Origin of the sequence: Kitasatospora sp. NPDC048715, from assembly GCF_043198905.1 — a bacterium.
Classification (GTDB): Bacteria; Actinomycetota; Actinomycetes; order Streptomycetales; family Streptomycetaceae; genus Kitasatospora; species Kitasatospora lactacystinica.
Window position 1 is genome coordinate 195,534 of sequence record NZ_JBICVH010000021.1, and the last position, 23,616, is coordinate 219,149.

Consider the following 23,616-nt stretch of genomic DNA (forward strand, 5'->3'; position numbering starts at 1 on the left):
CCTCTGAGGCAAATTTCTTGCCCCTGCGGCACGCCGGGTGTCCACTGGACACATGACCAGCAGCTCCACCGGTGCCGCCACGACCGGCGAACAGCTCGACGACCAGGAGGTCGCCGGCCTCGCCGCCCGCCTCCGTGAGCACCGGCTCAGCAGTCGCCTCACGCTGGAGGTGGCCGCCGGACGGGTCGGACTCTCCCCAGCCTATCTGTCCCGACTGGAGACCGGCCGACGGCAGCCCTCGCTGCCCGTCCTGCTCGGCCTCGCCCGCGCGTACGGGACCTCGGTCTCCGGCCTGCTCGGCGAGACCCTCGCCGAGCCGGACCCGATCGTCCGCGGCGGCGCCATCGAGCCCGGCCGGGCCGGCGGCTGGGGCTACCGGCGGGCCGGCGCCCCCGGCCGCGCCATGCAGGCCCTGCGGGTGCACGTCCCGCCGGGCGTGCAGGACTCGGTGGTCCGGGTCCACCCGGGCGAGGAGTGGCTGTACGTCCTGAAGGGCGCGCTCCGGGTCACCCTCGGCGACCGCGTCCACCAGCTCGGGGTGGGCGACTCCGCCCACTACGACTCGCTCACGCCGCACTGCATCGCCGCGGAGTCGGACAGCGGCGTCGAACTGCTCTTCGTCCACACCCTGCTGCAGAGCCCCGGCGGCGAACTCTGCCTCGGCGGCGGCCCCGCCGCCGTTCACTGACCAGCCGTCAGAACACCCCGGAGGAGATCACCATGGCCGATCCCACCACCACCGCCACCCCGGCCGGTGCCGCCGACACCGCCGCGGGTCCGAAGACCATGGACGCCGGCAAGTGGGCCAACAAGCGCGTCTACCACCGCCTGGTGATCTACACGGCCGGCATCCACATCTTCGCCGGCTTCATCATCCTCCTGTTCGAACTGGGCAGCCGCAACAAGTAGTTCGAACCCCTGACCGTCCGCCCGCCCCCACCCCCGAGGGAGGCGGGCGGACCACCTCCCCGAACCGGCCCCGCCGGCCGACCCCGGCGGCGGGGCCCCGGCTTCACCGGCCCGGCCCGGCCTACCGCCCGCCCCGCTCACGCCCCGCGCAGCAGCTCGCACAGGGCCCGGACGGCCCCGGCGAAGGCGTGCTCCGGCGGGGTGGCGTAGCCGATGACCAGGGCGGGCGGGGCTTCGGCGGTGGCCGGGGCGACGCGGTGCCGGGTGAGGCCGCCGAGGGAGAGGCCGGCCTGCTGGGCACGGGCGACGAGTTCGGCCTCCGGGGTGGAGCCGGGCGGCAGCTGGAGCACGGCGTGCAGGCCGGCCGCGATGCCGGTGACCCGGACGTGCGGGGCGTGTCCGGCGAGCGCCGAGACCAGGTGGTCGCGCCGGCGCCGGTAGTGCAGGCGGCAGCGCCGCACGTGGCGGTCGTAGGTGCCGGAGGTGATCAGTTCCGCCAGCGTCAGCTGGTCCAGCACCGGGGACATCGTGTCGGCCAGCGACTTGAGCCGGGCGACCGGCTCGACCAGCGCGTCCGGCAGGGCCAGCCAGGCCAGCCGCAGGCCCGGTGCGAGGCTCTTGGCGGCCGTTCCGGCGTACACCACCCGCTCCGGGTCCAGCGCCTGCATGGCGCCGAGCGGCTGCCGGTCGTAGCGGAACTCGCCGTCGTAGTCGTCCTCGACGACGTACCGGTCGTGCTCCCGCGCCCACCGCACCGCCGCCGCCCGCCGGTCGGCGGAGAGCGCCGCGCCGGTGGGGTACTGGTGGGCCGGGGTGAGCAGGACGGCGCCCGCCCGGCTGTCGAGCCGGTCCACCAGTGCGCCGTCCGCGTCCAGCGGCACCGGGGCGGTGGCGAGCCCGGCGGCCCGGGCGACCGCGTGCTGCGGCGGCAGCCCGTACTCCTCGACGGCCAGAGCGCGGGCGCCGCGTTCCCGCAGGGCGGCGCAGAGCAGGCCGAGGCCCTGGGTGACGCCGGTGCAGACGAGCAGGTGGTCGGGGTCGGTGCGGACGCCGCGGACCCGGGCCAGGTAGTGGGTGAGCGCCTGCCGCAGTTCGATCCGGCCGAGTGGGCTGCCGTAGTCGAGGGCCTCGTGCGGTGCGGTGGCGAGGGCGCGGCGGGCGGCGGCGAGCCAGGCGGTGCGGGGGAAGAGCGAGAGGTCGGGCCGTCCGGACATCAGGTCGTACCGGGCGGTCGGGCGCCCCGGCGACGGTCGGGGGGCCGGCCGCCGGCCCTGGGGCGGCTCCGGCGCGGCCCGTCGGGCGACGGTGGTTCCGGAGCCCTGCCGGGAGCTGAGCCAGCCTTCCGCGGTGAGCTGGCCGTACGCCTCGACCACGGTGTTGCGGGCGATCCCGAGGTCCTCGCCGAGCGCCCGGGAGGACGGCAGCCGGGTGCCGGGGGCGAGCCGCCCGTCCTGGACGGCCTCGCGCAGCGCGTCCTCCAGGGCGGCCCGCAGTCCGGCGCCGGCGGCCCGCCGCTCGGTGAGGTCCAGGTGCAGGTCGCCGCCGAAGGTGGTCCAGGAGGTGGTCCGGGAGGTGCTCACGAGCCCCATTCTCGCGCGGCGGGGCGGCGGGGTGCCGGGGGCCACCAGGTGGTGCCGGCGGGCTCCTCGATGGTGGTGGCGGTCATCGTGTCCTCCCGGTCGGTTAGCGTCCGTCACTGGACCGACGGATCCCGATGCGAGGATGTGACAGGGTGAGCGAGGAAATCCCCCCGGCCGAGCCGGCCGAACCCGCCGAACCGGCCGAGCCGGCCGAGCCCGCCGAACTGGCCGAACTGGCCCGGCGTTTCGAGGCGGAGCGCCCCCAACTGCGGGCGGTGGCCTACCGGATGCTCGGGTCGATCGCCGAGGCCGAGGACGCCGTCCAGGAGGCCTGGCTGAAGCTGGGCCGCAGTGACGCGGGCGGGGTGCGCAACCTCGGGGCCTGGCTCACCACGGTCGTCGGCCGGGTCTGCCTGGACCAGTTGCGCTCCCGCGCCTCCCGCCGGGAGGACCCGATGCCCGAGCAGGAGGACCGGGTGCGGCTGCCGGACCCGGTGGTCGGCGGGCTGTCGGCGCTGGACCCGGTGCACGAGGTCCTGGTCGCGGACTCGGTCGGGATCGCGCTGATGGTGGTGCTGGAGACGCTCTCCCCGGCGGAGCGGGTGGCCTTCGTGCTGCACGACATGTTCGAGGTGCCCTTCGACGGGATCGCCGAGGTGCTGGGCCGCACCTCCGCCTCCACCCGGCAGCTGGCCAGCCGCGCCCGCCGCCGGGTCCAGGGCGCGACCCCTGCCGCGGACTCCGACAACGCCCGCAAGCGCACGGTGGTGGAGGCCTTCCTGAGCGCCGCCCGGGGCGGCGACTTCGACGCCCTGTTGACCGTGCTCGACCCGGACGTGGTGGCCCGGTCGGACGGCGGCACGCTGGTCCCGAGCGCGCTGCGCCGTGGTGCGGCGGACGTCGCCTCGCGGGCGATCACGTTCGCCCGCTTCGCCGCCGAGGGCCGGATCGTGCTGGTCAACGGCTCGCCCGGGGTGGTGTCCTTCGCCGAGGGCCGTCCGCTGTCGGTCATGTCGTTCACCGTCCGCGGGGGCCGCATCACCGCGCTGGACATCCTCACCGATCCCGTCCGCCTGGCCGCCCTGGGCCTCACGGCGTGACCGGTCGGGCCGCCCGGCCGGCTGCCGGGCGGCCCGGGCCGGGGATCAGGCCAGCCCGCCCGCGGCCCGGAGGTTCTGCCCGGTGAGCCAGCGCCCTTCGGGCCCGGCCAGGAAGGCGACGACGTCGGCGATGTCCTCGGGCCGGCCGAGGCGGCGCAGCGGGGTGAGGCCGGCCACGCGGTCGAGGGCCTCGGGCGGGTTGGTGCCGCGCAGCAGGTCGGTGTCGGTGGCGCCGGGCGAGACGGTGTTGACGGTGATCCCGCGCGGACCCAGTTCGACGGCGGCCACGGCGGTGAGCTGCTCGACGGCGCCCTTGCTGGCGGCGTACGCGGCGATGCCGGGGACGGGCCGGACGGTGTTCACCGTCGAGATGTTGACGATCCGTCCGCCGTCGCGCATCCGGCGGGCGGCGTAGCGGACGGTGGTGAAGGCGGCGCGGGTGTTGACCGTGAACACGGTGTCGAGGTCCGCGTCGTCCAGCTCGGCCAGCGGGGTCGGGGTGAAGGAGCCGGCGGCGTTGTTCACCAGGACGTCCAGTCCGCCGAGCCGCTCCTCGGCCTCGGCCATCAGCCGCTCGGCGGCACCGGCCTCGCCGAGGTCGGCCCGCAGCGCCCAGGCGCGGCCGCCCTCGGCCTCCACGGCGCGGACCACTTCGGCGGCGGCCCGCTCGTCGTGGGCGTAGCCGAGGACGACCTGCGCGCCGTCGCGGGCCAGCCGCCGGACGACGGCCCGCCCGATGCCCCGCGAGCCGCCCGTGACGACCGCCGTCTTCCCCGTGAGCGGGGCCGGCCCGCCCTGTTCCTCAACCACGTTTCCTCCACGTCCTGTTCGCCGTCGTTTCCCGGGCCACTGTCGCACGCGCGCGCTACGGTGCCGCCCATGGCGAACTTTGTACTGGTGGCGGGCGCCTGGCTCGGGGCGTGGGCGTGGGACGAGGTGGCGGCGCAGCTGCGCGAGGCCGGTCACGGGGCGTTCCCGCTGACCCTCTCCGGGCTCGCGGAGAAGCACGGTGCGCCGGCCGGGCAGCAGGCGCACGTGGCGGACGTCGTCGCCGAGGTGGAGCGGCTGGACCTGCACGAGGTGGTGCTGGTCGGGCACAGCTACTCGGGCATTCCGGTGGGCCAGGCCGCCGAGCGGATCGGCGGACGGCTGGCCGGGCTGGTCCTGGTGGACGCCAACGTGCCGGTGGCGGGGGAGTCCTTCGCGGACCGGATGCCGGAGCCGGCCGCGCTGCGGGCGGACCTCGCGGCGCACGGGGGCTGGTGGCCGCCGCTGCCGCCGGCCGAGTTCGCCGAGCAGGGGCTGACGGTCGGGCAGATCGCCCGGATCGTCGCGGGGGCGACTGCGCACCCGGGCCTCTCGCTGACCGAACCCGCCGTCCTGCGGGGCCCGTTGAGCGCGCTCCCGACGGTGTACGTGAAGTGCCTGCTGGACTGGCCGGAGCCGCCGCCGGTGGTCGCCGGGCTGGTCGCGGACGGCCACTGGCGGCTGGTGGAGCTGGACACCGGGCACTGGCCGATGTTCTCCCGGCCGGCCGAGCTCGCGCAGGTCCTGGCCGGGGCGGTCCGGACGGCTCAGAGCGACAGGTAGACCGCGCTGCCGGCGCCGGCCAGGAAGCAGTAGATCGCGAACGGCGTCAGGCTGCGGGTCTCGAAGTACCTGGTGAGGAAGCGCACCGAGACGTACCCGGCCACGAAGGCGGCGAGGCTGCCCGCGAGGACCGGGCCGAGCACGCCGGAGTTCTCCGGCTTGAACAGCTCCGGCACCTTCAGCACCGAGGCGGCCAGGATGACCGGGGTGGCGAGCAGGAAGGAGAACCGGGCCGCGTCCTCGTGGTGCAGTCCGCGCAGGATGCCGGCGCTCATGGTGACGCCGGAGCGGCTGATGCCGGGGAACAGCGCGAGGATCTGCGCGGCGCCGATCCAGGCGCCCTGCCCGTAGCCGAGCCGGGTCAGCCGGTGGTCGGAGGCGATCGCCGGGTCCGTGCCCGGCTCGTCGTCGGCGGCGGCGGTGACGCGTCCGGCCCGGCGGCGGCCGGTGCCGCCGCGCTTGAGCCGCTCGGCGCCGAGCAGTACGAGGCCGTTGAGGGCGAGGAAGACCGCGGCCGGGACGGGCTTGCCGAGCGCGTTGCGCAGGGCCTTCTCCAGCACCAGGCCGGCCACGCCGACCGGGATGGTGGAGAGGACGAGCAGCCAGGCGAGCCGCTCGTTGCGGGTCTCCACCCGGCGGTGCCGGATCGAGCCGAACAGCCCGTCGACCACCCGGACCCAGTCCTTGCGGAAGTAGACCACCAGCGCGAGCGCGGTGGCCAGGTGCAGGGCGACCAGGGCGGCGAGGTACGAGGAGCCCTCGGCGGTCATGTCGAGGTCGTGCTGGATCCTTCCGCCGACCAGGGCGGGCAGCAGGATGCTGTGGCCGAGGCTGGAGACCGGGAAGAGTTCCGTCACGCCCTGGAGCAGGCCGACGCCTATCGCTTCCGGGTAGGTCAGGGTCGACATCGCGCACCTTCGCTCGGGGGTCGGTGGCCGCCCGGATCCGGGGCCGTCGCGAAGCTACTACGGGCATGTAGACGTTCGCCAACCCCGCCGTCGGAAGTTCACCGACCGTACGGCTGCGCGACACCGGGGCCGAAATGACCGATCACCGCCGCCGCCACGGAGGCCAGGACGGTGGCGGACGGGACGGTCCGGTGCGCGGCGTCGCCGAACAGCACGAGGGCGGTCACCGCGGCCGGTGTGCCCGCCAGCGGCAGGGCGACGGTCAGCGCGGCGAGCAGCCGGGGGCGGGGGCGGGGCGAGGGGTCCGGGTGGGTCACGGCGGTCTCCTTCGGGCTCGACCCGCGCCACGATGCCGCCTCCCGCAGCGTCAGGTGCAAGTCCTTTTCCGCCGCCGCCGACGTGGGGCCGGCTGCCGTCGGCCCTCCGTCAGCCTGCCGTCAGGCCGCCGCCACCCGCCGCCACCCCGGCCCGCCCGCGGCCACCGGCGCGGGCGCGAAGTCGTAGCGCAGCAGGTCCGGTCCGAGTGCGAGCAGCGAGATCGAGGAGGAGCCCCAGATCCGTCCGTCGCCGAAGTCCCGCCGCTGGACCAGCGCGGCGTCCGCGTCCGGGGCGAGCCCGTCCCCGGCGACGATCGGCAGCCACCCGCCCCAGGCCGCCTCGGCCGGTCCGTCGGCGGTCGGCCCGGGCCGGGGCACGGCGGTGAAGCGGGACCGGAAGTGGGCGGCCCGCGCGGCCATCAGGGCGCGGATCCGCTCGGAGGCGGTCCGGCCGGCCGCCAGGCCCTCCAGCCCGTCGTTGAGCACCACGCTCAGGCCGGACGGCAGTTCGCGCTCCTCCAGCCGCCCGCCGCCCCAGCTGAACACCCGGGCGCCGTCGGCGCGGGCCAGGACGAGGTGGAACGGGTCGTACGGGGTGAGGTCGAGGTGGCCGATCCCGCCCTCCCGGAGGGCGGTGAGCGGCAGCCGGCCGCGGGTGCGCCGGGCGTCGGCGGGGGCGAGCGGGCCGAAGCCGTTCAGCAGGCAGGCGGCGGTGCGCCGGCCGGGGTCGACGGCCAGCCAGGTGCCGCCGGCCGCGAGGTCCAGTCCGCCGAGCAGTTCCGGACGGTCCGGCCAGTGGTGGTCGGGCGGCAGCCAGGCGCGGCCCAGGTACTCGTCCCGGACGGACAGCAGCAGCACCGGGACGGCCGCTCCGGGCTCGATGCTGACGAACGCCGTGCACACGACCGTGCCCCCTGACCTCGACCTTCGGCGACCTCCTGCCGACGATCCCCTGCCAGCGATCCTCGCACGGTCGTTCGTACGCCGGAAGCGCCCGGGACGTGCCCCGGGACGTGCCCCGGGAAGTGGCCCAAGGAACGGGTGGCCGAACGCACCAGGACGCCAGGCCACCGCGCTCCTAGGCTGGCGGCCATGACGACGAACGAGACGACGGCCGCGACGACCGGCACGGACGGGACCCCGGTGCCCGCCCCCGAGCAGCGCCTGCTGATGCACAAGCTCGCCCCCGCCTACTACCAGGCGATGATCGCCGTGGACCGGGCCTCCCGGGAGGGCCTCGACCCGGTGATCGCCGAGCTGGTCAAGGTGCACGCCTCGATGATCAACGGCTGCGCCTTCTGCATCGACATGCACTCCACCGACGCCCGCAAGCACGGCGAGCAGGACCACCGCCTGGTCTCCCTCCCGGCCTGGCGCGAGACCCCGTGGTTCACCGCCCGCGAGCGCGCCGCCCTGGCCCTCACCGAGTCGGTCACCCTGCTGACCCGGGGCCACGTGCCGGACGCCGTGTACGCGGAGGCCGCCGAGCGGTTCGACGAGACCGAGCTGGCCCAGCTGATCGCGCTGATCGCCACCATCAACGCCTGGAACCGGATCGGCGTGTCCACCCGCATGAGCCCGGCCGCGAAGTGAGCGCCGCGGACCCCGCCGTCCGGCGGGAGAGGGCCCGGCTGCTGCGCGAGCTGCACCGCCCGGGCGAGCCGCTGGTGCTGGCGAACGCCTGGGACGTGCCGAGCGCCCGGCTGGTGGCCGCCGCCGGGGCGCGGGCGGTGGCGACGGCCAGCGCGAGCGTGTCCTGGTCGCTGGGCAGCGCGGACGGCGGCGGCGCCGACCCCGAGCAGGTGCTGGCCCGGACCGCCCAGGTGGTCCGCGCGGTCGACCTGCCGGTCACCGCGGATCTGGAGGGCGGCTACGCGGACACCGCCGCCGGCGTCGGCGGGACGGTCGCCGCGCTGATCGCCACCGGCGCCGTCGGGGTGAACCTGGAGGACGAGGGCCGTCCCCCGGAGGAGGCCGCCGAGCGGATCGCGGCCGCCCGGGCCGCGGCGGACGCGGCCGGCGTGCCGCTCTTCGTCAACGCCCGCACCGATGTCTTCCTGCACGGGATCGGCGCCCCGGAGGGCCGGTTGGACGACGCGGTGCACCGGCTGCGGGCGTACGTCGCGGCGGGCGCGGACGGGGTGTTCGTCCCCGGGGTGGCCGACCCGGAGACCATCGCGGCCCTGGTCGCGGCCGTCCCGGCGCCGCTGAACGTGCTGGCCGGTCCCGGCTCCCCGGCGGTCGCCGAACTCGCGAAGCTCGGCGTGGCCCGGATCAGCCTGGGTCCGGGCCTGGCCGAGGTGGCGTACGCGGCGGTCGGCCGGGCCGCCCGGGAGGTGTACGGGAGCGGCACGTTCGGCGCGTTCGCCGAAGGGCTGAGCTACCCGGAGCTCAACCGGCTGTCCGCGGGCTGAGCCCCGCGGCCCGGGTGCCGTGCGTCGGGTGCCGCGCGTCGGGTGCCGTGGGCGGCCGACCGTTCGGGGGTCGGCCGGCCGCCCACGGGCCGGTCGCCGGGCGGGTGCGCCACCGGGCCGTCCGGCCACCCGGCCACCCGATCGGCGGATCAATCAGTTGAGGACGTGCCCGCTGAGCCCCGGGTGGTCCAGCTGGTTGGTCCCGATCGCCTCGATCTCGTTGGCCGGCTTGCCGACCAGCGGGAGCGTGCCCACGGTCCTCAGGGCGAGGTCGGCGGGAGAGACTTCGAGCCCGTCGGTGAGCCCGCCGGTGACGTCCGGCGAGGAGGCGGTCTGGGTGGTGGCGGAGGCCGCCGGGGCGGCGAGGGCGAGGCCCGCCATGGTGAGGGCGGCCAGGGTGGCGAGTTTCTTCATGCCCTGGCGAACGACCCGGACCGCCCTCAGGTAACCGGCCGGCTCAGACCGTCACCCACAGGGTGCGCACGCTGTTGCTGACGAACGAGGCGATCGGCTCGTTCGTCCGCCCCTGCGCCGGGGCCAGCCCGGGGAAGCGGGTGAACAGGTGCCGCAGCGCCGTCTCGGCCTCCAGCCGGGCGAGCCCGGAGCCGAGGCAGAAGTGCGGGCCGTGGCCGAGCGACAGGTGCTTGGCGGGCTGCCGGGTGAGGTCGAAGCGGTCCGCGTCCGGGTGGTGCCCGGAGTCCCGCCCGGCCGCCGCGTACGAGGCCAGCAGCGCCTCGCCGCGCCGGATCACCACGTCGCCGACCGCGATGTCCTCGGACGCGTAGCGCAGCGGGAACTGCCCGACCGGGGAGTCGTAGCGCAGGGTCTCCTCGACCACCGCCGACCACGGCTGTTCCCCGTCCAGGACGAGCCGCAGCTGCTCCGGGTGCGCGAGCAGGGCGCGGACGGCGTTGGTGATCAGGTTGAGCGTGGTCTCGTGCCCGGCGACCAGCATCAGCAGCAGGGTGCCGACCAGCTCGGCCTCGCTGAGCCGCTGCCGGTCGAGCGGGTGGCCGGCCTCGCGGACGGCGATCAGGTCGCTGGTCAGGTCGTTGCCGGGCTCGGCCCGCTTGGCCGCCACCACCGAGGCCAGCAGCGCGTTCAGGCCCCGCTGCGCGGCCAGCGCCGCCGCCGGGGTGGCCGAGCTGGAGACCATGGTGTCGGAGAGCTCGTGCAGTTCGTCCTGCTGCTCCAGCGCGAGGCCGAGCAGTTCGCCGATCACCTGCATCGGCAGCGGGTAGGCGAAGTGCCGCCGCAGGTCGAACGGGCCCTCCAGCTTCGCGACCTCGTCGAGCAGCGCGATCGTCCGGGCCTCGACGGCGGGGGCCAGGTCGGCGATCCGGCGCGGGGTGAAGGCCTGCGAGACCAGCCCGCGCAGCCGCCGGTGGTCCTCGCCGTCGGCGGTGACCATGCCGGGGACGGCGATGAAGTTGAGCAGCGGCCAGCCCTCCGGCAGCCGTCCCTCCCGGAAGGTGTTCCAGAGCCGGGCGTCCTTGCCGACCCGGGGGTCGGCCAGCAGCGACTGGAGGGTGTCGTGGTGGGTTACCGCCCAGACCACCACCCCGCCAGGGAGTTCCACCAGGACCGCGGGGCCGGCCGCGCGGAGTCGGGCGTTCTCGGCGTGCTGGTCGCGGCCGAAGGGGTCGAGTCGGACGGGCTCGGCGCGGGTTCCGGCGTCGGTGGTGGTGTCCATGCGGGCCTCTCGGGAGCTGGCGGGCGGGGCGGGGTGAAGGCGCTGTAGAGCACCGGGAGGGCGGTCAGGGCCCGGGACCACGGGGACGGGCGCCAGGTCAGCTCTCCTGCCGGTACGGCCAGTTGGAGGTCGGGGAGGCGGTGCAGCAGGGTCTCGACGGCGGTCTCGACGATGATCCTGGCGGGGTGCTGGGCCGGGCAGACGTGCCGGCCCGCGCCCCACGCCAGGTGCGCCCGGTTGCCGCCGAGCGAGCCCTGGGCGGCGGCGGACACGCCCTGCGCGGCCGGGTCGGCGTTGGCCGCGGCCAGGCCGAGGACGAGCATGTCGCCGGCGCTGATGTACTGGCCGCCGAGCACGGTGTCGCCGGTGGCCCAGCGGCCGGGGAAGTTCTGCGTCGGCGGGTCGCGCCAGAGCACCTCCTCCAGCGCGTCGGAGACGGTCAGCCGCCCGCCGGTGAGGGTGGCCCGGAAGCGCCGGTCGGTGAGCAGCAGCCGCAGGGTGTTCCCGGTCCAGCAGATGGTGGTCTCGTTCCCGGCGACCATCATCACCACCAGGTGGTGCACCGCCTCCTCGTCGGTCAGCGCGGCCGGGTGGGCCAGCAGCCAGGAGGTGAGGTCGGCGCTGGGCGTGGCCCGGCGGCGCCGCACCAGGTCGACCAGGACCGCCTGGAACTCCTGGTTGGCGCGCACCGATTCGGCGCCGCTGTCGGCGATGTGGTTGATCAGCCGGATGAGGTGCGGGCCGGCGTCGGCGGGCAGGCCGAGCAGCTGGGTGAAGACCAGCAGCGGCAGCCGGCGCGCGTACTGGGCGACCAGGTCGGCGGTGCCGTCCGGGCCCCAGCCGTCGATCAGCCCGTTGGCGGCGGCCTCGGTGGTGCCGCGCAGCTGGCGGTGGTCGATCTGGGCGAGGGTGTCCGAGACGGCGCAGCGCAGCCGCTGGTGCTCAGCGCCGTCCAGGTTGAGCAGGGTGGGCCGCCAGGAGGTCATCGGCAGCAGCCGGGAGTCGGCCGCCAGCCGGCCCTCGGCGGGCACCCGCCAGCGGCGCGAGTCCTTGGAGAACAGCGCCTCGTTGCGGGTGAGTTCGAGCAGCTCGGCGTAGCCGAGGACGAGCCAGGCCTCGACCCCGGGCTCCAGCTCGATGGGGGCGACCGGCCCGTAGCGTTCGCGCAGCCGGGCGTACAGGCCGTGCGGGTCCTCGGCGACGGCCGGGCCGTACAGCGGGGTCAGCGGGACGCCCACCGGCAGCCCGCCGGGCAGGCCGGTGCCGTGGGCGACCGGGCACCCGGCGGCGCCGGGGGGTTCGGGGGTGGTCATCCCTGGAGCTCCAGGATCGAGCTGCGGTGCAGGTGGTCGACGAAGTCGATCAGCAGGTCGTAGGACTGCCGGCGGTCGCGTGCGTCGCAGTGCAGGATCGGCACCTCCGGCAGCAGGTCCAGCGCCGAGCGCAGCTCCTCCTCCGGGTAACCCGGCGTGTCCGGGAAGGTGTTGACCGCGACCGCGAACGGGATGCGCTGCTCCTCCAGCCGGCCGAGCACGTCGAAGCTCTCGTCGGGGCGGCGCAGGTCGACCATGGCGATGGCGCCGAGCGCGCCGCGCGACAGGTCGTCCCAGAGCGGCCAGAACCGCTGCTGCCCGGGCGTGCCGAACAGGTACAGCGCGAGCCGCGAGTTGAGCGTGATCCGGCCGAAGTCCAGCGCGACCGTGGTGGTGGTCTTGCCGGGGCGCCCGGTGAGGTCGTCGATGCCCGCGCTGGCGGCGGTCATGGTCTCCTCGGTGCGCAGCGGGGTGATCTCGCTCAGCGAGCCGACCAGGGTGGTCTTGCCCACCCCGAACGGACCGGTGACCAGGATCTTGACCGCGCCCTGCACCGAGGAGGGCAGGTACTGCGGTCCGTCGGCGGCACCGGCCGCGTCGGTTGCGTCCGGGGCGTCGGGGACGGCTTCAGCGGAGTTGGCGGAGGCCAACGAGCACCTCCTCCAGGAGGGTTGCGGGCAGGCGTTCGGCCTGCGGGACGGGCGGGAGCACCTGCACGGCGCCGAGGTCCCACAGGTCTCCGACCAGCACCTTGACGACGCCGAGCGGCAGCCCCAGGTGGGCCGCCACCTCGGCGATGGACAGCAGGCTGTGGCAGAGGTCGAGGATGCGCCGGTGCTCGCGGTTCAGCAGCGGGTGCTCGGGCAGGTCCGGCGGGTCGGGTAACGCGCTGACCAGGCTCTCCAGGGCCAGCTCGGCCCGGGTGGAGCGGCTGCGCCCACCGGTGATGACGTACGGCCGGACCGGGCCGCTCACCGGTGGCCCCCCGCCGCGTGGTCGACGCGCGGCGGGCTGGTGAGGTGGGTGCCGATCCGCTCGACCAGGACCTGCATCTGGTAGGCGACCAGGCCGGCGTCGACCGCCTCGCTCGTCACCACGGCCAGGTGCGCGCCGGCCCCGGCGGCGACGACGAAGAGGTAGCCGCCGCCGTACTCGATGATGATCTGGCGGGTGGCGCTGCCCGGCCCGCCGAAGCCCGTCGCGACGCCGCGGGCCAGCGACTGCAGTCCGGAGCAGGCGGCGGCGAGCCGTTCGGCGTCGTCGCGGGCGATGCCGGCGCTGCGGCCGATCTCCAGGCCGTCGTTGGAGACGACGACGGCGTGCTGGACCTGCGGGACGGCGATGATGTCGGCGAGCAGCCAGCCGAGATCAGGGGTGGTGGTCATGGAACTCTCCGGAGCGCTGGGGAAGTCGGGGGGAAGCGGGAAGGGAAGGGTCGGACTGGGCCTGGGCCCGGGCGGCGGTACGGCCGCTGGCCGTCCCGGCCTGGAACATCGCCATGAACGCCTGCGCGTCCCGGGCCGAGCGGTAGGGCGGCGCGGGCTGCGGTGGGGGAGCGGCGTGCTGGGCGGGGCGGCCCGTGCGGCCGCGCCGGTGGCTCCGGCGGGGCAGCGGGGGCGGGGTGTCGCCGGTGGCGGCGTGCCGGCCGGACGGCGGGGTCTCCAGCAGGGGGTGACCGACGGGGGAGGCCGGTCGGGGGCCGGGGTTGAACGCCCGGTCGTCCGGCCCGAGGCCGGGGACGGTGGGCGGCAGCGGCTCGGTGAGCAGCGCGTTGGGCAGCAGCAGCACCACGCGCACGCCGCCGTACGGCGAGGGCGCCGAGCTGAGCGTGACCCGGAAGCCGTACTGCTCGGCGAGCCGGCCGACCGCGGCCAGGCCCAGTTGCGGGACCTCGCCCAGCCGGGAGACCTCCAGGGTGCTGCCGCCGGCCAGCGCGGCTGCGGCCTTGACGACGGCCTGTTCCGGCATGCCGACGCCGCCGTCGTCGATCTCGATGACGGCGCCGTTGTGCACCGGCATCAGGGTGACGAACACCTGGGTGCTGGGCGGGGAGTAGCGGGTGGCGTTGTCCAGCAGTTCGGCGATCGCGTGGATCAGCGCCTCGGCGGCGGCGCCGACCACCGCGGTCTCGGTCCGGCTGCGCACCACCACGCGCTGGAACGGCAGGATGCGCGACTGGGCGCCGCGGACGACGTCCTCCAGGGGGACCGGTTCCGGCCAGTGCCGGCCGGCCCGCGCGCCGCACAGCACGGCCAGGGTCTGGGCCAGCCGGGCCTGTTGGGCGGCGGCGTGGTCGGCCTTGAGCAGGCCCTCCAGCAGGGCCGGGTCGTCGTGGGTGCGCTCCATCTCGTCCAGCAGCGCCTGCTGGTCGTGGGCCATCACCAGGATCCGGCGGGCGACGCTGAGGAAGGCCCGCTGGGTGGAGGCGGTGTGCTCCTGCTCCTGCTGGACCGCGGCGAGGTCCTCGCCGCGGCGGGAGAGTTCGGCGGCCAGTTGCTCCTGGAGGGCGGCGAGTTCGCCGTGCAGCCGGTCGGCGCGGCGGCGCTGGGTGACGGACACGGCGCGGTACCGCGCGGCGGCCACGAGGGCGAGGACGGCGAGTACGCCGGTTGCCGTTACGGACCACTGAGTCATCGTCACGCCGCGAATTCTAGGGTGATGATCCTACGAAGGTGTGAACGGATCTCGCCAAGTGACCGGATCTCGTCAATATCGAGTCAATTCGGCGCCAATCGGCACTCGTTCGACCCCGATCCCTGCGCCTGACGAGCCGGGGGAGCAGCCTGACCGGCACCGGTGGGAACGCCGGAATCGAGCCCGACGGCCGGATCGCGTTCCGCGATGTGTGGGGCCCGTGTGCACGGTGTTACGGAAGGGGCGTCGTCCGGTGCAGGAGCAGCAGCGCCACGTCGTCCGGCCGGGACCGCCGCTCGGTCACGTTCAGGGTGAGCAGATCGGCCAGCCGCTCCAGCGCCGGTGCCGGGCCGATCCGCCCCGGACCGGTCTGCCGCGCCCACAGTTCGAGCCCGCCGAGCATCCGCTGCACCGACTCGTCGTAGTCCTCCTCGCGGTCCTCGACCAGCCCGTCGGTGTACGCCAGCAGCGTCTCCCCGACCGCCAGCCGCTCCACCGCCAGCGGGTACGGCTGCTCCGGGTCCACCCCCAGCGGCGGCCCGCCCGGCAGCTCCAGCTCGACGGCCGCGGCGTCGGCGGTGATCCGCACCGGCGCCGGGTGCCCGGCCCGGGCGGCGGTCAGCGCGCCGTCGGCCGGATCCAGGGTCAGGTAGAGGCAGGTCGCGAACAGCTCGGTGTCCAGCTCGGCCAGCAGCCGGCTGGTGCGGGTCAGGGTGGCGGCCGGGTCGTGCCCGTCCGTCGCGTACGCCCGCAGCCCGCTGCGCAGTTGGCCCATCACCGCGGTGGCCTCGGCGTTGTGGCCCTGGACGTCGCCGATCACCAGCCCGATCCGGCCCTCCGGCAGCCGCAGCAGGTCGTACCAGTCGCCGCCGATCTGCATGCCCTCGGTGCTCGGCAGGTAGCGGGCGGCACTGGCGATCCCGGACAGCCGGGGCAGGGTGCGCGGGAGCATCGCCCGCTGCAGCTCGGAGGCCCGGTGGTGGTGGGTGTCGTACAGCCGGGCCCGCTCCAGGGACTGCGCCAGGATGCCGGCGAAGGCCGAGTACAGGGTCCGGTCCTCGCGGCTGAACACCCGCTCGGCGGCGAAGGTGATCAGGCAGGAGCCCACCTGCTGCCCGGAGGCGACCAGCGGCAGCACCGCCCAGGCGGCCGGGGCGAGCGGATCGCGCCGGGAACGGGCCGCCGAGGGCTCGCTGAACAGCGGGGCGGAACGGGCCAGCGACCGCTGCATCACGCCCTCGGACAGATCCGCCAGACGGGTGAGTTCGGTGCGGCGCGGGCCCCCGTACACGGTGTGCGAGACGGGCAGCAGCCGGCCCGCGTCCACCAGGTCCAGGACGATGCCGGCGGCGCCGAGCGCCGGACGGGCGACGTCGGTGACGGCCGTGGTGACGTCCCGGACGGTCACCGCCCGGGACAGCGCCCGGGTGAGCGTCAGCAGCAGCGCCGTCCGGGCGGCGTCCGGGGAGTTCCGCTCCTCGGCCGGCGGCTGCTCCCGGTGCCCGGCCTCGGCCAGCAGCCCGGCGATCCGCACCGGCCGCCCGTGCACGTCCAGCATCACCTCGCCGGACTCCTCGACCCGGGCGGGCCGGCCGCCGGGCCGCAGCACCCGGTAGCCGATCCGGTAGCGGCCGCCGGTGGCCAGCGCCTCGGCGAGCGCGGCCTGCACGTCCGGCAGGTCCTCCGGGTGGACCAGCCGGTCCAGCTCGGGGGCGGCGCCGTCCGGGGCGGCCGGGCGGCCGGCCACCCGGAACGCCTCGGCGTCCCAGTAGCTCTCGCCGGTGACCAGGTCGCGCTCGAAGGCGCCGTGCCCGGCGGCCCGCACCGCCAGCGACAGCAGCGGGTGGGCCGGCCCGGCCGGGCGGCCGTCCGCCGCCCGCGGACCCTCGGGCAACCGGACGCCGTAGGGTGCGCGGGTGCCGTGCGGCAGATGGGCGTCGGCATGGTCCAGCAGGTGCGAGAGCCGGTGGGCGCAGGCCTCGGCGACGGTCTCCAGGACGTCCAGGTCGCGGCGCGGGACGGTGCCCCGGTGGGCCAGCGCGAGGGCGAGCACTCCGATCGGCCGCTCGTCCACGACCATCGGCAGGGCGATCACGGCGACCATCCCGGTGCCCAGTCCGGCGTTCGCGTTCGGGTAGTCGACGCTGGTGTGCTCGGGGCTGAGCAGGTACGGGCGCCGCAGCCGCAGGGCCATCGCGGCGGGCAGCTCCCCGGCCGGATCGACCACGCCGTAGCGCTCGTGCGCCCAGTCCGGCAGCCCGTGCGAGGCGGTCAGCCGGAGCATCCCGGCGGAGTCCAGCAGGTACAGCGCGGACCCCTCGCCGGTGATCCAGCTCGGGCCCTCGGCCAGTACGGTGCCGAGCAGCTCGGCGGCGCTGGTGCAGCCGAGCAGCAGGCGCACGCAGCGCATCGCACTGCGCGCGGTCGGACTGTCGGCGGGCTCCAGGGGCACTGACCCTTAATACCCCATTTCCCCAAGCGGTGAATGGTTCCTCAAGAGGTGAACGGGGACCGGGCCGTCGCACCGGCACCGGCACCGGCACCGGAGAGGTGGCCGTCCGTGCCGGCCTCCTACGCGGGCCAGGCGCGGAGGCCGGTGGTGAGGGTGGCGATGAGGCGGTCGTGGGTGGTGGCGAGGTCCTCGGCCAGCCGGAAGCCGCCGGCGGTGGTGAGGGAGGCGAAGCCGTGGGCGAGGGAGCGGACGGTGCGGGCGGCGTGGATCGCCTCGGAACCTTCGAGGCCGTACTCCCGCAGGACGGCGATGATCACGCCGACGAGCCGGGCGCCCGCGCGGGCCAGGTCGTCGTCGGGCTGCGGGGCCTGGGGGAGGGCGTTGTAGCGGTGCGGGTGCGCGGTGGCGTACGCGTGGTAGGCACGCAGCACGGCGGCGACGGCGTCGTCCCCGCTGCGCCCGACGGCCGCCTCGGCCAGCCGGTCGGCCAGGTCCCCGGTGACCCGTACGGCGATCAGCAGCCGCAGTTCGGCGAGGCCGCCGCTGACGTGCTTGTACAGCGAGGGGGTGGCGACCCCGGCCCGGGCGGCGACGGAGGCCAGCGTGAGGGCCTCGGCGCCCTGCTCGTCGATGAGGGCGAGGGCGTGGTCGACGACCTGGTCGGGGGTCAGTCCTACGCGGGGCATGGGTTCGGGCTCTCCGTACGGATGACGTCGGGTGGATCGGGCGGGGTCGGGCAGGAACGGGCGGCGGGGCCGGGCGGGGCTCAGCCGAGCTCGGCGAGGAACGGCAGCAGGGCGTAGGCGGTGGCCGCCGGGTTGTCGGCCATCGGGTAGTGCCCGGACCCCTCGATCATCACCTTGCGCGCGCCGAGCGCGGCGGCCTGCCGGTCGGCGACGAGCTCCGGCTTCGGGAAGTCGGGGTCCTTGCTGCCCATGACCACCAGCGCCGGGCACCGCACCGCGGCCGTCCAGCCGACCGGCGCCGAGTCGCCGTGGACGTACCCGCGGGTGGCGGTCTTGCGCCCCGGGGTGCGCAGCGCGGCGACCAGTCCGTCCACGTACGCGTCGAAGTCGGCGGGCTTGGCGCCCGGGAAGGCCATCCGGCGCAGGTAGAAGCCCCAGGAGGCCGGCCAGTGGACGAGGGCGGCGCCCATCAGGCCCATGACGCCGCGCATCAGGGCGCCCGGCGGCGGGTTCTCGACGAAGGCGTTGAGCAGGACGATCCCGGCGACCCGCTCGGGCGCGTCCCCGGCGGCCCTGACGACGGTCGCCCCGGTGTAGGAGTTCCCGGCGAGGACGGCGCGCTCGATGCCGAGGTGGTCGAGCAGGGCGAGGACGTCGCCGGCGATCGCGGCCGGGCCGTAGTCGTCCCACTCGACGGAGGACTCGCCGAAGCCCCGCAGGTCCACGGTGACGACGCGGTGGCCGGCGGCGACGAGCAGCGGGCGCAGGTGCCGGTAGGCGGCCCGGCTGTCGAGCATGCCCGGGAGCAGGACGACGGGGGTGCCGTCGCCCCGCCGGGTGTCGTCGAAGGCGATCCGGCCGCCGGGAACGGTCAGGTACTGGGTGCTCGGGGTGATGGTGCCGTTCATGGGGTCCTCCTCGGGCCGCCGGTGCGGGACATCGGCGTGCGGGCCGATAGCCATAAAGCTAAGGCTAATAGCCTTAGCTGTCAAGCGAACGGCCGGGTGAGGGGTGGAGCGGGAGGAGCGGGTGGAGAGAGGAAGGGGCGATCAGACTCCCTCCACCTTGAACGGGTCGTGCTCGCTGAGCAGCTTCTCCAGCCTGGCCTGGTCCACCCGGGTGACCATCTCGTTGGACTCCTGCCGGTCCCGGATCACCTTCGCCAGGGTGAACGCCGAGGTGACGGTGTAGAGGAGGCCGATCCCGAGGAAGGCCCTGGTCCACCCGCCGACCGGCAGGTAGGCGATCCCGACGGCGAGGGCGACGCCCGACAGGGCGAAGGAGAGGACGGCCTGGATGTGGTACGCGGCCGTGGTGCGGGTCTGCATCGATGTGCTCATGGCGCCAGGATGTGGCCGCCCGGCCGGGGCGCACATGAGTAGGAGTACTCAGATGGGGCCGTGCGCGAGGGGGGTGTTCGCCGGTGTCGTTCGTTGACGTCCGATCACTTTGCCCTAGGCTGCTCCGAACGGATGGCTTGGAATCAGAGCCTCCTAGGATTAACGTTTGATAACGCAGCGCGGTTGTCAACGCCGTACCCAGACGGCACCGTGCGCCGTCGCCTAATCCCGCCGACCCGCCTCCGGGCAGGTCAGGGAGCCGGGGAACCATGTTCCTTGGGGTGAATCGGCGGGGCTCCGGCCCAGCCGTAGGAGACCTTCCTGCTCCGAACCCGTCAGCTAACCCGGTAGGCGCGAAGGAAGGAAAGGAGCGCGCCTCCGTGGCGTCGACGCACACCCCGGCACACCCGGCCGGCTTCGCAGCCGGTACCCAGCTCCTCGACCACCCCGGCACGGACGGCCCCGAGGCCTTCGGCCCGGAGGACTTCCCCGCGGAGGTCGAGACCAACCGCCACCGGATGCCGCGTCAGACCCGCGGAGCCTCCCCACTGCTCGGCGTCACCGCCGTCGCCGCCACCCTGGGCGCCACCGGCTTCGCCTCGGCGACCCCGGCCGCCGCCCCCGCCGTCGAGGCCCCGGACGAGACCCCGGTCGCCCTCTCCGCCGACCCCGGCCTCGCGCTCGCCGCCCGCATCCAGCACCAGGCCGACAGCCAGCGCACCGCCGCCGAGGAGACCGCCCGGCTCCAGGCCGCGCAGGAGGCGGAGGCCAAGGCCGTCGCCAAGGAGGCCGAGGCCAAGCGCGCCGCCGAGGAGGCCGAGCGGGTCAAGGCCGCCGCCCTCACCCTCCCGGTGAAGGACTACCGGCTCTCCGCCCACTACGGCCAGAGCGCCCGCTACTGGGCCAACCTGCACACCGGCCTGGACTTCGCCGCCGACACCGGCACCCCGGTCTACGCGCTCGGCCAGGGCACCATCACCTCGGCCGGCTGGGCCGGCTCGTACGGCTACCGGATCGTCGAGACCCTGCCCGACGGCACCGAGATCTGGTACTGCCACCTCTCCTCGATCACCAAGGGCTCCGGCAAGGTCGCCCCCGGCCAGCAGATCGGCAAGGTCGGCGCGACCGGCAACGTCACCGGGCCGCACCTGCACATGGAGGTCCGCCCCGGCGGCGGCGCCCCGGTCGACCCGGAGCCCTGGCTCCAGCAGCGCGGCCTCAACCCCTGACCCGCGCGAGAAACCCGACGCACCCGCGAGAAACCCGACGCACCCGCGAGAGGCCCGCGCACCCGCGCGAGAGAACCCGACGCGCACGCGAGAAGGCCCCGGCCCGGAGCAGCCGCTCCGGGCCGGGGCCTTCGTGCGAGGTCTCACTCCTCGGCGGGCAGCTGCGCCAGGTACGCCTCGATCTCCTCCTGGCCCGGCTCCGGCGCCAGCTCCGGGAACTCCGTCACCAGCAGCCGGGGCAGTCCCGGCACCGTCCACCCGCCGAACAGGTCGAGCGCCGCGTCGACCGCCGCCTCCTCGAACTGCCCGAAGTCCCCGGCCAGTTCGTCCGGCATCGGCCGCCCCTGCGCGGTCAGCTCGGCCAGGTTGCGGTAGCTGCGCCGCATCAGGCCCTGCTCCAGCAGCCGCCGGGCGCCGTCGGTGGCCATGCCGACCGACAGCACCCGGCCCGGGCCCCAGCCCTGTTCGTCCGGCTCGTCCAGCCAGCCGGCCGGCACCAGCGCCTCGTACGCGGCCAGCCGGTCCTCCTCCGCGAGCTCCGCGAAGCCGGCCAGCCAGTCCCGCACCGCCGCCCCGTCCGTGACGTCCACCCCGTACGCGTGCAGCAGCACCGCGTACAGCCGGGGCCAGGTCACCAGGTCGGCGCGGCGCAGCAGCCCGGCCGCGACCTCGCCCTGCCACTCGGCCTCCTCGTGCAGCCGCTCCTGGCGCTTGGCGTTCAGCCGCCGGGCCGCCCGCTGGTGGTCGATCAGCAGCCGGACGGCGTCGCCGTAGGCGAGCGGGTCCTCCTCGGGTGCGGGTTGGACGTACAGGTGGAGCCGCTCGTACAGCAGGTGCTCCACCGCGTCGGAGGTCAGTTCCGGCCAGCCGTCGTGCATCCTGCCGTCGCCCAGCTCCAGCAGCGCCAGCACCGCGCGCAGCGGCGCCTCGGCCACCGGCGCGCGGTCCTGCCCGGCCGCCCAGGCGAGCAGGTCGGCGGCCTTGGTGCGGGGGGCGAGCCGCAGGTCTTCGTCGTTCATAGTCCGAACGGTAGCCGCCGGGCGGGGATAGGGTCGGCAGCCATGGTCCCCGTACGACTCACCGGCCCGCGACTGGCCGTCCGCGAGTACCACCTCACCGAGGGCGACGTGGACGCGCTGCACGCGCTGTTCGGCGACCCGGAGGTCACCCGCCACCTGCCCTTCGGGCCGAGCGGCCGGGAGGACTGCGCCGACCAGATCGAGCTCTACCTGGAGGAGGCGATGGCCGAGGAGCGGGACACCTACCGGCTCGCCGTCACCAGGCTCGCCGACGCCGAGGAGCCGGCGGACGCGACGCCGATCGGGCAGGCCTCGCTCACCCTGGACGGGCACCGCGCCGCTCAGCTCGGGTGCGTGCTGGCCCGCGGGTCCTGGGGCCGCGGCTACGCGGGCGAGACCGTCGGCCTGCTCTGCGACTTCGCCTTCGGCGCCCTGGACCTGCACCGGCTGGCCGCCCGGGTCGCCGTGGACAACGCCGCCTCCGTGAAGGTGCTCACCGGGCTGGGCTTCCGGCTGGAGGGCCGGCTGCGGCACGACGCGTTCAAGGACGGCGTCTGGTCCGACTCGTACCTCTATGCGCTGCTCGCCGACGAGTGGCCGGGGGCGGGCACGCGGGGGCGGACGACCGGCTGACCGCCCGGGCCACGGACCACCGCTCGCTCCCACCGGCTCGCCCCCCTCCAGCGGCCACCCGGTGGAGGGGGGTTAACCCCACCCCGGATCCGCCAGGCCTCCGGATCCCGGCCGGCCGGCGCGTCCACCAGACTGGAGCCTGTCAGCGGGACGAACGACCGACAGTACGAGGGGCCGGGGGCCGGGAGCATGAGCAGCAGCCGCAGCATGGAGGACCGGGAGTGGGACGTCCTGGGCGGTCACGGTGACGACCCGCGCCCGGCCCGGGTCCGCCGGACCGAGCGGCGGCCGGCCGTGTGGCGGGCGCCGTTCTCCGCGTACTACTACCGCGAGGTCGGTTACGCGCTCAGCGGCCTGCCGGTGGCGATCGTCGGCTTCGTCGTCTCGATCACCCTGTTCTGCCTCGGCGTCGGTACCTTCGTCACCGTCATCGGTCTGCCCGTGCTGGGCGCCCTGACCAGCGTCGCCCGCGGTTTCGGCCGGCTGGAGCGGGCCCGGGTGCGCGGCATGCTGGCCCTGGACGTCCCCGGCCCGGCGCCGGTGCGCCGGGTCCGCCAGGGCAGCTGGGGCGCGGTCACCGCGCGGCTCGCGGACGGGGCCGGCTGGAAGGCCGTGCTGTACCAGGTGGTGATGTTCCCCTGGGCGGTGCTCAGCTTCGTGGTGACGCTGGTGTTCCTGGTGCTCGGCTGGGCGCTGGCGCTCTACCCCGTGTACCACTGGGTCTTCCCGACGTACACCTCCTGGAAGGGGTACCGGTTGTTCGACTTCCACGACAGCCACGGCATCCGGCACGTGTACGACGTCCAGTCGCCCTGGCAGATCGCCGGGCTCTCGCTCCTCGGCGTGCTGCTGATCCTCCTCACCACGCAGCTGGTCCGCGGCCTGACCAACGTCAACCGGGTCGCCGCCCAGGGCCTGCTCGGCCGCTGACCGGCCGGCCCCGGCCGAGGAACCCGCCCGCGCCCCGCCCGCACCCCGGACGCCTCCGGATGCGGGCGGGGCCGTCGCGTGTTCGGATGGCCGGGTGGCCGCCGTCGGCATTCCCGCCGTTCCCCCGGGCGTCCTGGTCACCTCCCGGCCGCTGGACGAGTACTGCGCCCTGTTCGGCCTCACCCGGGCCCGGCTCGCCGCCCTGCCCGGCCCGGTGCTGGACTGCCCCGGCGGCGCGGCCGGCCTGGCCGCCGAGGCGCGCGGGCTGGGCTGCCGGGTGATCGCCGTCGATCCGGCGTACGCGCTGCCGCTGCCGGCGGTCGCGACCGCCGCGGTGGCCGCCCGGGCGGCGATGGCCGCCGCGATGGCCGACCGCCCGCAGCTCTACCCCTCGCCCCGCCCGTACCGCGCCGAGCGCTATCTGCGCAGCTGGGACCGCGCCCGCCTGCTGTTCGCCGCCGACTCGGCCGCCCACCCGCAGCAGTACGTGGCCGCCGCGCTGCCCCGGCTGCCCTTCGCGGACGGCGCCTTCGCCCTCACCCTGAGCGGCTACCTGCTCTTCGCCTACCCCGAACTCTTCGGCCCCGAAAGCCAGTTGGCGGCGTTGACCGAGCTGGTCCGGGTCACTTCCCCGGACGGCGAGGTCCGGGTCCAGCCGCTGCACGACGGGTACGGCCGGCGCTGCGGCCACCTCGGCCCGCTGCGGTACGCGCTCGGCGAGCGCCGGATCGGCAGCGAGGTCCGCCGCTACCCCGGGCCGCTGGGCGGCCGACCCCGGCGGGTCCTGGTGCTGCGGGCCGCCGACCACCGCCGCCGCCGGGCGCTCCGGCCATCCGTCATGTAATAGTCGCTGTCAGGGGTCACTCCTA

Annotated in this window: 26 protein-coding genes and 1 riboswitch; of the genes, 10 read left to right on the forward strand and 16 right to left on the reverse strand. The window is 75.5% G+C overall.

All coding sequences use genetic code 11. From position 1 onward, the window contains the following. Positions 1-52: 52 nt before the first annotated feature. Both ACGFSC_RS34535 and ACGFSC_RS34540 read left to right on the forward strand, forming a co-directional pair. Positions 53-688 carry an XRE family transcriptional regulator gene (locus ACGFSC_RS34535; RefSeq protein WP_359897928.1) on the forward strand — a complete coding sequence of 212 codons (636 nt, stop codon included), beginning with the start codon at positions 53-55 and terminating at the stop codon, positions 686-688. 32 nt (positions 689-720) lie between these two features. Continuing rightward, entirely contained in the window at positions 721-909 is a 189-nt protein-coding gene (locus tag ACGFSC_RS34540; protein ID WP_359897927.1) for a DUF6126 family protein, read from the forward strand. Positions 910-1,046: 137 nt separating this feature from the next. On the opposite strand, the gene ACGFSC_RS34545 is transcribed toward ACGFSC_RS34540, so the two are convergent. After that, positions 1,047-2,489, reverse strand: a complete 1,443-nt coding sequence (locus tag ACGFSC_RS34545; RefSeq protein WP_359897926.1) for a PLP-dependent aminotransferase family protein — start codon at positions 2,487-2,489, stop codon at positions 1,047-1,049. Between the two features lie 224 nt (positions 2,490-2,713). Here ACGFSC_RS34545 and ACGFSC_RS34550 point away from each other — a divergent pair, with 224 nt between their 5' ends. Beyond that, positions 2,714-3,589: a sigma-70 family RNA polymerase sigma factor gene (locus ACGFSC_RS34550; protein ID WP_359898091.1), complete on the forward strand. Its 876-nt coding sequence runs from the start codon at positions 2,714-2,716 to the stop codon at positions 3,587-3,589. Between the two features lie 45 nt (positions 3,590-3,634). On the opposite strand, the gene ACGFSC_RS34555 is transcribed toward ACGFSC_RS34550, so the two are convergent. Beyond that, entirely contained in the window at positions 3,635-4,399 is a 765-nt protein-coding gene (locus ACGFSC_RS34555; RefSeq protein WP_359897925.1) for a glucose 1-dehydrogenase, read from the reverse strand. A gap of 69 nt (positions 4,400-4,468) precedes the next feature. Between ACGFSC_RS34555 and ACGFSC_RS34560 the strand changes: the two genes are divergently transcribed. Further along, positions 4,469-5,179, forward strand: coding sequence for an alpha/beta hydrolase (locus ACGFSC_RS34560; RefSeq protein WP_359897923.1), 711 nt, complete (start codon positions 4,469-4,471; stop codon positions 5,177-5,179). On the opposite strand, the gene ACGFSC_RS34565 is transcribed toward ACGFSC_RS34560, so the two are convergent. The 3 genes from ACGFSC_RS34565 to ACGFSC_RS34575 form a co-directional block, all read right to left on the reverse strand. Then, a complete protein-coding gene (locus tag ACGFSC_RS34565; protein WP_359897922.1) occupies positions 5,164-6,087 on the reverse strand; it encodes an undecaprenyl-diphosphate phosphatase in 924 nt (307 codons plus the stop codon). The two genes, ACGFSC_RS34560 and ACGFSC_RS34565, sit on opposite strands and share 16 nt — an antisense overlap. Positions 6,088-6,185: 98 nt before the next feature. After that, positions 6,186-6,404, reverse strand: a complete 219-nt coding sequence (locus ACGFSC_RS34570) for a hypothetical protein (protein ID WP_359897921.1) — start codon at positions 6,402-6,404, stop codon at positions 6,186-6,188. A gap of 120 nt (positions 6,405-6,524) precedes the next feature. Continuing rightward, on the reverse strand, positions 6,525-7,307 hold the full coding sequence (locus ACGFSC_RS34575; protein ID WP_359897920.1) for an NRDE family protein: 783 nt from the start codon (positions 7,305-7,307) through the stop codon (positions 6,525-6,527). Positions 7,308-7,496: 189 nt separating this feature from the next. Here ACGFSC_RS34575 and ACGFSC_RS34580 point away from each other — a divergent pair, with 189 nt between their 5' ends. Next, positions 7,497-7,997 (forward strand): carboxymuconolactone decarboxylase family protein, encoded by a 501-nt coding sequence (locus tag ACGFSC_RS34580; protein WP_359897919.1) that lies wholly within the window; start codon positions 7,497-7,499, stop codon positions 7,995-7,997. Continuing rightward, positions 7,994-8,818 carry an isocitrate lyase/phosphoenolpyruvate mutase family protein gene (locus ACGFSC_RS34585; RefSeq protein WP_359897918.1) on the forward strand — a complete coding sequence of 275 codons (825 nt, stop codon included), beginning with the start codon at positions 7,994-7,996 and terminating at the stop codon, positions 8,816-8,818. The genes ACGFSC_RS34580 and ACGFSC_RS34585 overlap by 4 nt, the downstream gene beginning before the upstream one ends. A gap of 153 nt (positions 8,819-8,971) precedes the next feature. On the opposite strand, the gene ACGFSC_RS34590 is transcribed toward ACGFSC_RS34585, so the two are convergent. The 10 genes from ACGFSC_RS34590 to ACGFSC_RS34635 all read right to left on the reverse strand — a co-directional run bounded on the left by ACGFSC_RS34590 (position 8,972) and on the right by ACGFSC_RS34635 (position 18,936). Then, positions 8,972-9,232 (reverse strand): hypothetical protein, encoded by a 261-nt coding sequence (locus ACGFSC_RS34590; protein ID WP_359897917.1) that lies wholly within the window; start codon positions 9,230-9,232, stop codon positions 8,972-8,974. 43 nt (positions 9,233-9,275) lie between these two features. Further along, on the reverse strand, positions 9,276-10,511 hold the full coding sequence (locus ACGFSC_RS34595; RefSeq protein WP_359897916.1) for a cytochrome P450: 1,236 nt from the start codon (positions 10,509-10,511) through the stop codon (positions 9,276-9,278). Between the two features lie 1,309 nt (positions 10,512-11,820). Next, positions 11,821-12,474 (reverse strand): ATP/GTP-binding protein, encoded by a 654-nt coding sequence (locus ACGFSC_RS34600; RefSeq protein ID WP_380354874.1) that lies wholly within the window; start codon positions 12,472-12,474, stop codon positions 11,821-11,823. After that, a complete protein-coding gene (locus ACGFSC_RS34605) occupies positions 12,452-12,799 on the reverse strand; it encodes a DUF742 domain-containing protein (protein ID WP_359897915.1) in 348 nt (115 codons plus the stop codon). Before ACGFSC_RS34605 ends, ACGFSC_RS34600 begins: the two co-directional genes overlap by 23 nt. Continuing rightward, a complete protein-coding gene (locus ACGFSC_RS34610) occupies positions 12,796-13,209 on the reverse strand; it encodes a roadblock/LC7 domain-containing protein (protein ID WP_359897914.1) in 414 nt (137 codons plus the stop codon). The genes ACGFSC_RS34605 and ACGFSC_RS34610 overlap by 4 nt, the downstream gene beginning before the upstream one ends. Beyond that, positions 13,193-14,458, reverse strand: a complete 1,266-nt coding sequence (locus ACGFSC_RS34615) for an ATP-binding protein (RefSeq protein ID WP_359898088.1) — start codon at positions 14,456-14,458, stop codon at positions 13,193-13,195. Before ACGFSC_RS34615 ends, ACGFSC_RS34610 begins: the two co-directional genes overlap by 17 nt. A 232-nt stretch (positions 14,459-14,690) precedes the next feature. After that, a complete protein-coding gene (locus ACGFSC_RS34620) occupies positions 14,691-16,910 on the reverse strand; it encodes a SpoIIE family protein phosphatase (RefSeq protein ID WP_359897912.1) in 2,220 nt (739 codons plus the stop codon). A gap of 119 nt (positions 16,911-17,029) precedes the next feature. Further along, positions 17,030-17,596 carry a WHG domain-containing protein gene (locus ACGFSC_RS34625; protein WP_359897910.1) on the reverse strand — a complete coding sequence of 189 codons (567 nt, stop codon included), beginning with the start codon at positions 17,594-17,596 and terminating at the stop codon, positions 17,030-17,032. Positions 17,597-17,676: 80 nt separating this feature from the next. Beyond that, positions 17,677-18,504, reverse strand: coding sequence for an alpha/beta hydrolase (locus ACGFSC_RS34630; RefSeq protein WP_359897909.1), 828 nt, complete (start codon positions 18,502-18,504; stop codon positions 17,677-17,679). A 141-nt stretch (positions 18,505-18,645) separates the two neighbouring features. Beyond that, a complete protein-coding gene (locus tag ACGFSC_RS34635) occupies positions 18,646-18,936 on the reverse strand; it encodes a YiaA/YiaB family inner membrane protein (RefSeq protein ID WP_359897908.1) in 291 nt (96 codons plus the stop codon). Positions 18,937-19,145: 209 nt separating this feature from the next. After that, a riboswitch (cyclic di-AMP (ydaO/yuaA leader) is annotated at positions 19,146-19,304 on the forward strand. Positions 19,305-19,316: 12 nt separating this feature from the next. Between ACGFSC_RS34635 and ACGFSC_RS34640 the strand changes: the two genes are divergently transcribed. Next, on the forward strand, positions 19,317-20,165 hold the full coding sequence (locus tag ACGFSC_RS34640; RefSeq protein ID WP_359897907.1) for a M23 family metallopeptidase: 849 nt from the start codon (positions 19,317-19,319) through the stop codon (positions 20,163-20,165). Positions 20,166-20,308: 143 nt separating this feature from the next. Here ACGFSC_RS34640 and ACGFSC_RS34645 read toward each other — a convergent pair whose 3' ends face one another. Then, a complete protein-coding gene (locus tag ACGFSC_RS34645) occupies positions 20,309-21,184 on the reverse strand; it encodes a hypothetical protein (RefSeq protein ID WP_359913968.1) in 876 nt (291 codons plus the stop codon). A gap of 42 nt (positions 21,185-21,226) precedes the next feature. Here ACGFSC_RS34645 and ACGFSC_RS34650 point away from each other — a divergent pair, with 42 nt between their 5' ends. The 3 genes from ACGFSC_RS34650 (at position 21,227) to ACGFSC_RS34660 (ending at position 23,591) form a co-directional block, all read left to right on the forward strand. Continuing rightward, the gene (locus ACGFSC_RS34650; protein ID WP_359913971.1) at positions 21,227-21,817 is read left to right on the forward strand and encodes a GNAT family protein; all 591 of its coding nucleotides are present in this window, start codon (positions 21,227-21,229) and stop codon (positions 21,815-21,817) included. A gap of 189 nt (positions 21,818-22,006) precedes the next feature. Next, positions 22,007-22,747 carry a sensor domain-containing protein gene (locus ACGFSC_RS34655; RefSeq protein ID WP_359913974.1) on the forward strand — a complete coding sequence of 247 codons (741 nt, stop codon included), beginning with the start codon at positions 22,007-22,009 and terminating at the stop codon, positions 22,745-22,747. Positions 22,748-22,841: 94 nt separating this feature from the next. Beyond that, the gene (locus tag ACGFSC_RS34660; RefSeq protein WP_359913977.1) at positions 22,842-23,591 is read left to right on the forward strand and encodes a hypothetical protein; all 750 of its coding nucleotides are present in this window, start codon (positions 22,842-22,844) and stop codon (positions 23,589-23,591) included. Positions 23,592-23,616 lie beyond the last annotated feature (25 nt).

What these genes read in the sequence shown, in the direction of transcription:
- ACGFSC_RS34625 (WP_359897910.1), bottom strand. Translation starts at nt 17,596, where the DNA reads ATGCCCCGCGTAGGACTGACCCCCGACCAGGTCGTCGACCACGCCCTC.
- ACGFSC_RS34650 (WP_359913971.1), top strand. Translation starts at nt 21,227, where the DNA reads ATGGTCCCCGTACGACTCACCGGCCCGCGACTGGCCGTCCGCGAGTAC.
- ACGFSC_RS34610 (WP_359897914.1), bottom strand. Translation starts at nt 13,209, where the DNA reads ATGACCACCACCCCTGATCTCGGCTGGCTGCTCGCCGACATCATCGCC.
- ACGFSC_RS34540 (WP_359897927.1), top strand. Translation starts at nt 721, where the DNA reads ATGGCCGATCCCACCACCACCGCCACCCCGGCCGGTGCCGCCGACACC.
- ACGFSC_RS34635 (WP_359897908.1), bottom strand. Translation starts at nt 18,936, where the DNA reads ATGAGCACATCGATGCAGACCCGCACCACGGCCGCGTACCACATCCAG.
- ACGFSC_RS34560 (WP_359897923.1), top strand. Translation starts at nt 4,469, where the DNA reads ATGGCGAACTTTGTACTGGTGGCGGGCGCCTGGCTCGGGGCGTGGGCG.
- ACGFSC_RS34655 (WP_359913974.1), top strand. Translation starts at nt 22,007, where the DNA reads ATGAGCAGCAGCCGCAGCATGGAGGACCGGGAGTGGGACGTCCTGGGC.
- ACGFSC_RS34565 (WP_359897922.1), bottom strand. Translation starts at nt 6,087, where the DNA reads ATGTCGACCCTGACCTACCCGGAAGCGATAGGCGTCGGCCTGCTCCAG.
- ACGFSC_RS34595 (WP_359897916.1), bottom strand. Translation starts at nt 10,511, where the DNA reads ATGGACACCACCACCGACGCCGGAACCCGCGCCGAGCCCGTCCGACTC.
- ACGFSC_RS34535 (WP_359897928.1), top strand. Translation starts at nt 53, where the DNA reads ATGACCAGCAGCTCCACCGGTGCCGCCACGACCGGCGAACAGCTCGAC.
- ACGFSC_RS34630 (WP_359897909.1), bottom strand. Translation starts at nt 18,504, where the DNA reads ATGAACGGCACCATCACCCCGAGCACCCAGTACCTGACCGTTCCCGGC.
- ACGFSC_RS34645 (WP_359913968.1), bottom strand. Translation starts at nt 21,184, where the DNA reads ATGAACGACGAAGACCTGCGGCTCGCCCCCCGCACCAAGGCCGCCGAC.
- ACGFSC_RS34580 (WP_359897919.1), top strand. Translation starts at nt 7,497, where the DNA reads ATGACGACGAACGAGACGACGGCCGCGACGACCGGCACGGACGGGACC.
- ACGFSC_RS34615 (WP_359898088.1), bottom strand. Translation starts at nt 14,458, where the DNA reads ATGACTCAGTGGTCCGTAACGGCAACCGGCGTACTCGCCGTCCTCGCC.
- ACGFSC_RS34590 (WP_359897917.1), bottom strand. Translation starts at nt 9,232, where the DNA reads ATGAAGAAACTCGCCACCCTGGCCGCCCTCACCATGGCGGGCCTCGCC.